Source organism: Escherichia sp. E2661, from assembly GCF_004745185.1.
Taxonomy (GTDB): Bacteria; Pseudomonadota; Gammaproteobacteria; order Enterobacterales; family Enterobacteriaceae; genus Escherichia.
Genome location: NZ_PDIG01000083.1, coordinates 1 through 513, shown reverse-complemented (window position 1 = coordinate 513; position 513 = coordinate 1). Strand labels below are relative to the sequence as shown.

1 protein-coding gene and 1 pseudogene are annotated in these 513 nt (G+C 37.6%); both read left to right on the top strand.

Annotated features, from left to right (window positions below):
* The coding region (locus tag CRI63_RS24630; protein ID WP_029784701.1) for a hypothetical protein at positions 1-93 on the top strand (93 nt) is incomplete at its 5' end.
* A gap of 149 nt (positions 94-242) precedes the next feature.
* Positions 243-513: pseudogene (locus tag CRI63_RS23755) on the top strand (ISAs1 family transposase); the annotation flags it as partial.

Below are 513 nucleotides of genomic sequence, written 5' to 3'. Positions count from 1 at the left end.
GTATTCAAGGCAGGGTTAAGACGTAAGATGCGAAAAGCAGCCATGGACAGAAACTACCTGGCGTCAGTCCTTGCGGGGAGCGGGCTTTCGTAATCTTGCCCTGCTTTTTGTACTAAATAATTCGCATTTTATGTTTAAAAATTGAGATATTCCTCATTACCTGAAGCTGTTTTTTATTACTTATACATGATCAAATACTCCTTACATAATTAAGGAGAGCAAAATGGAACTTAAAAAAATTGATGGAACATATTTCTATAATTCCCGATTACAGACAAGCCTGGAAAGTGGAACATAAATTATCGGATATTCTACTGTTGACTATTTGTGCCGTTATTTCTGGTGCAGAAGGATGGGAAGATATAGAGGATTTTGGGGAAACACATCTCGATTTTTTGAAGCAATATGGTGATTTTGAAAATGGTATTCCTGTTCACGATACCATTGCCAGAGTTGTATCCTGTATCAGTCCTGCAAAAATTTCACGAGTGCTTTATTAACTGGATGCGTGAC